Raw genomic sequence first — 4,325 nt, forward strand, 5'->3', positions numbered from 1 at the left:
TCTCGCCGTACGGCTCAGGCGCGCTGGCGGGATCGTCGCTCGGCCTTGACCCGGAGGCGGTCGCTGCCGAGCTGGGGTTCGAGTCGGCGACGCATAATTCGATCGACGGCACTGCGGCGCGGGACGTGTATGCGGAGTTTGCCTGGGTGGCCTCAATGATCGGAGTTGACCTCTCGCGCATCAGCGAAGAGGTCATCATCTGGGCAACCAAGGAATTCTCCTTCGTCACGCTGCACGACTCCTTCTCCACCGGCTCATCGATCATGCCGCAGAAGAAGAACCCCGATGTGGCCGAGCTTGCCCGCGGCAAGGCAGGCCGGCTCATCGGTAACCTGACCGGGTTGCTGGCCACGCTCAAGGGGCTGCCGCTGGCGTACAACAGGGATCTGCAGGAGGACAAGGAGCCGGTGTTCGACGCCGTCGACACCCTCGAGGTGCTGTTGCCTGCCGTCTCGGGCATGATCGCGACGCTGACGTTCCACACCGAACGGATGGCCTCGCTTGCGCCGCTCGGATTCGCTCTCGCCACGGACGTGGCTGAGTGGCTGGTTCGCCAGGGTGTGCCGTTCCGGGAGGCGCATGAGCTCTCCGGCGAAGCGGTCAAGCTGGCTGAAAGCCGCGGCGTCGAACTGTGGGACCTGACCGACGCGGACTACGCCGGCATTTCCGCGCAGCTGACGCCGGGTGTCCGGGAGGTACTGACCGTCGAAGGGTCGCTGAACAGCCGCGACTCACAGGGCGGAACCGCCCCGGCTGCAGTACGCCGCCAGCTGGATGAACTGGCCGAGCAGGTGGCGCAGGCGCGATCGGCGCCGGCGTTGTCCTAGCTCCAGATACAGGCACAGCGCTGGAAGTTGCGGGTATCCTCGGGACAAACCACCCGATCCCGATCCCGAGGATGTCCGTGAACACGTCGCAGCCGGAAGCACCCCAGCACGATCCCCGGAGACTTCCGGGACTCCTTGCCGACGCGGGCCGGGAACTGCTGGCAACAGCGGCCGGGCTCAGCGACGTCGCCCTCGCGGAACCGTCGGACCTCCCGGGCTGGAATCGCGCCTTCGTCATCGCCCACGTCGAGGGCGTGTGCCGGGCGATGACGCGTCAGCTCGAATTCGCCGCCCGCGGTGAAACCGTCGATTTTTACGACGACGGGCCCGACGGCCGCAACCGGGACATCGAGCGGCGGGCACAGCGCGCTGCAGAAGAGCAACTTAACACCCTGACCGACGCCGTCAGCACCGCCGTGGCGGTGTTTGCCGGCGTGACCGGCAGCGAGTGGGACAGTCGTATTTCCTACCGGGACGGCACCGTACGCGACGGCGCGCTCGCGCTCTGGCGGGAATTGGTCATTCACGCCTCCGATCTCGGCCTCCGACGCACCTCCCTCGACTGGGACAGCGCCTTCTGCCACTACCTTTTCGAATTCCTCACAGCACGGGTCCCCGCAGGCACGGCACTCAAGCTTCAGCCGCTGGGGGAGCAACCACGCACCCTCCTCAACGGTTCGGGAACCCCCGCACGCACTGTCGTCGTCACCGGCCTCCTGCAGGACATCGCCGCCTGGCTGGCAGGTCGGAAACCGCTGGGCGGGCTGAACGCGACCGCCGCGGCGGACGGCGTTGACCTTCCCGAGCTCCTTCCCTGGCCGTCAGCCATGGCGCCGCGTGGCTGAGGACTACGCTGCATGTCGCGGCGTCTGAAAGATTCGGATCTGCGCCGCGCAACTCTTATCAGGCGCACGGCACTGCGCTAAGTTGGGAAGCACGCGAGCAGAATTACCGCAGGTTCAGGACGAGGTAAAGGCAGACGCCATGACGTCGGATGTTGATCGATCAGCGGCTCATCCCGTGGTGCCGCGTGGCCGCATCGAGCGTTTGAGCGGCGGCTACGTGCTCGCCTTCGACCGCCAGTTCGATTACCCGCGCTCATACATCTGGAACCTGCTGACGGACCCGGGCAAGGTGCGCCTATGGCTGGGAGAACTGGCCGGCCACTGGGAACTGGGGAAGGAATACTCGCTGGATATGGGTGGCGGAGTCACCACGGGTACGGTATTGCAGCTCAATCCGCCCACCAGTCTCCAGATCACCTGGGATGATGCACTGGGTCTCGAATCGATCCTTGAATGGCGCATGCTTGAGTGCAGCGGCGGCGCCCTGCTGCAGCTGCGCGCACGCTCCGAGACACCGGACTTCCTGACCGAGGGAGCCGCCGGCTGGCAACAGATCCTCGCCGCGCTGGAGGACGTCGCCGCCGGCAGGGAACCGGCGCCCGATGGAGGTTGGGCGGCCCTGCGGGACGCCTATGCCGAAGAGTTCAACGTGTCCAACACCATGGGATGGGTGGAAACGGACGACGGCGTCACCATGGTCCATTTCGACCGTCGCCTCCCTTCCACCCTGCCGCTCGTAAAGGATGCGCTCACTGCGGATCCCGAACAACAGCCGAGGGTTGAGCAGGCTGAGGTCGATTTCACTGCGGACGGCGGCAGTACCCGGGTGGCCGTCCGGCACGTTGTGGAGGGCCAGGACGAAGCTCCCGCCCTGCTGGCTCAGTGGCACGCCCATCTGGATGCTGTCGCGGTGTCGGTGGACGGCGACCAGCCGCATACCAGCATGCGCAAGTTGCACGCGCTCGAAGATTTCTACCGTGCAACGCTTACCGGGTCAGCGGACTGAGAGGCTGTTTTCTCGCGGGCCAGCAGGCTGGTCTTGACGGCAACGCCCCAGCGGAAGCCGCCGAGACTGCCGTCCGCCCGGATCACTCGATGGCACGGAACAAACAGCGCAGCAGCGTTGAAGGCGCAGGCTCCGGCGGCGGCACGGATGGCGGCGGGCCGGCCGGCCAGCCGGGCATACTCCGAATAGGTCACCGGCCTTCCGGGGGCAACAGTGCGCAGCACGTCCCAGGCGTGGTTACGGAAAGGTCCTGACAACTGATGCACCCGTACCCTCTCGATGGCGGCGAGGTCGCCGTCGTAATAGGCTGACACGGCGTCCGTGATGGACGCGAGACTTCGTACAGACTGAACAGGTTCCGCCCTGAGGGTTGGGTGAATCTGACCCGTCAACTCGGAGAGCTCAGCGGTCCAGCCGGAGGCCAGGACTGCACCGTCCCGTTCCACGACCGTAAACGGCCCGTCGGGAGTGGGAACGGTGGTGGTCTGGGTGGTCATGATGCCAGCGCCTTTCTAGGGGTATCGGTTGCTGCCTGGGTTTGTGATTGCTGATCAGCGGCGAGCGGTTTCTCGGAGGCGAGGCGCCAGAGGTGCATGGTCGCGTAGGAACGCCAGGGACTGAACTGTTCACACCAGGCGGTTGTTTCCCGCGGATCGGCGGTGCGTCCGGATAACCGGGCGAAACCTGTGCGGACCGCGGCGTCGTTGTCCAGATGGATATCTGTAGCACCAAGTACCCGCATGGCGACGTAGCGGACAGTCCACGGCCCGATTCCCGGCAGCGGCAGGAGCTTCTCCGCCAGTTCACCGGGTGTGTCAGCCACGCCGATCCTCAGGCTGCCGTCGGCCAGGGCCGCTGAGACGGCCAGCAGACTCGAGCGGCGGCGCGCCGGTCCCTTCAGCAGCGGGCCCGCCCCATCGGCCAGGGCAGCAGCGGTGGGGAACAGACGGGAATGACCGGGACGGCCGAGCCTGGAGGGCTCGCCCAGCACGCTGAGAGTGTCCAGGATACCGGTGGCGGCCGCTACGGTGATCTGCTGGCCAACCATGGCGCGGATCAGGATCTCCTGCGGATCCACCGCACCCGGCAGGCGGATCCCCGGATATTGCTGCACGCGGGTTTCCAGGACCGGGTCTGCCGAGAGGACATCGTCGATGGCCGCGGGATCAGCGTCCAGATCGAACAGGCGTCGGATGCGGGACAGCAGGACGGGCAGGTCCTTCAACTGCTCCACCGTCACGGAGACATCGAGTCCGCGCGGTCCTGGTTCGGCCTTGAACCAGCCCTCGCCGCCGGGCAGGCGCAGCAGGCGGGCATAGCTTGCCGGATCACCCTGCTCAACACCGTTGACGGCGCGGGCGCGCAGGAAGGAGAAGATGCCGTCGTCGTAGGGCGTGCGCGCGGGCAGTGTCAGGCTGAGGGACGTCGGGGAGCCGGCCGCCGTCGATGCATGGGAAAGAGTACGGCTGCGGTGCCGCAGCTGCGAGGGGGAGAGGTCGTAGATCTCCTGGACCGTCTCATTGAACTGGCGGATGCTGTTGAACCCCGAGGCGAAGGCTACGTCGGAAAGCGCCAGATCGGTGGCGGTGAGCAGTGTCCGCGCCGTTTGTGCCCGGGTGGCGCGCGCGAGCGCGAGCGGGCCGGCAC

General features: G+C 66.6%; 5 protein-coding genes. 3 read left to right on the forward strand and 2 right to left on the reverse strand.

Annotated elements, in window-relative coordinates:
- The 3 genes from argH to P4U43_RS17680 form a co-directional block, all read left to right on the forward strand.
- On the forward strand, window positions 1-827 hold an 827-nt coding region (gene argH, locus P4U43_RS17670), incomplete at its 5' end, for an argininosuccinate lyase (RefSeq protein WP_277359911.1).
- A 77-nt stretch (window positions 828-904) separates the two neighbouring features.
- Window positions 905-1,672, forward strand: a complete 768-nt coding sequence (locus P4U43_RS17675) for a maleylpyruvate isomerase family mycothiol-dependent enzyme (RefSeq protein WP_277359912.1) — start codon at window positions 905-907, stop codon at window positions 1,670-1,672.
- Between the two features lie 139 nt (window positions 1,673-1,811).
- Window positions 1,812-2,678 carry an SRPBCC domain-containing protein gene (locus P4U43_RS17680; RefSeq protein ID WP_277359913.1) on the forward strand — a complete coding sequence of 289 codons (867 nt, stop codon included), beginning with the start codon at window positions 1,812-1,814 and terminating at the stop codon, window positions 2,676-2,678.
- Here P4U43_RS17680 and P4U43_RS17685 read toward each other — a convergent pair.
- Together P4U43_RS17685 and P4U43_RS17690 are read right to left on the reverse strand one after the other, a co-directional pair.
- Window positions 2,645-3,175 carry a methylated-DNA--[protein]-cysteine S-methyltransferase gene (locus P4U43_RS17685; protein ID WP_277359914.1) on the reverse strand — a complete coding sequence of 177 codons (531 nt, stop codon included), beginning with the start codon at window positions 3,173-3,175 and terminating at the stop codon, window positions 2,645-2,647. The genes P4U43_RS17680 and P4U43_RS17685 overlap by 34 nt on opposite strands.
- Window positions 3,172-4,325 (reverse strand): DNA-3-methyladenine glycosylase 2 (locus P4U43_RS17690; protein ID WP_277359915.1); only part of this gene is annotated, 1,154 nt, incomplete at its 5' end. The genes P4U43_RS17690 and P4U43_RS17685, both read right to left, overlap by 4 nt.

The sequence above is a fragment of the Arthrobacter vasquezii genome (genome assembly GCF_029455255.1).
GTDB lineage: Bacteria > Actinomycetota > Actinomycetes > Actinomycetales > Micrococcaceae > Arthrobacter_D > Arthrobacter_D parietis.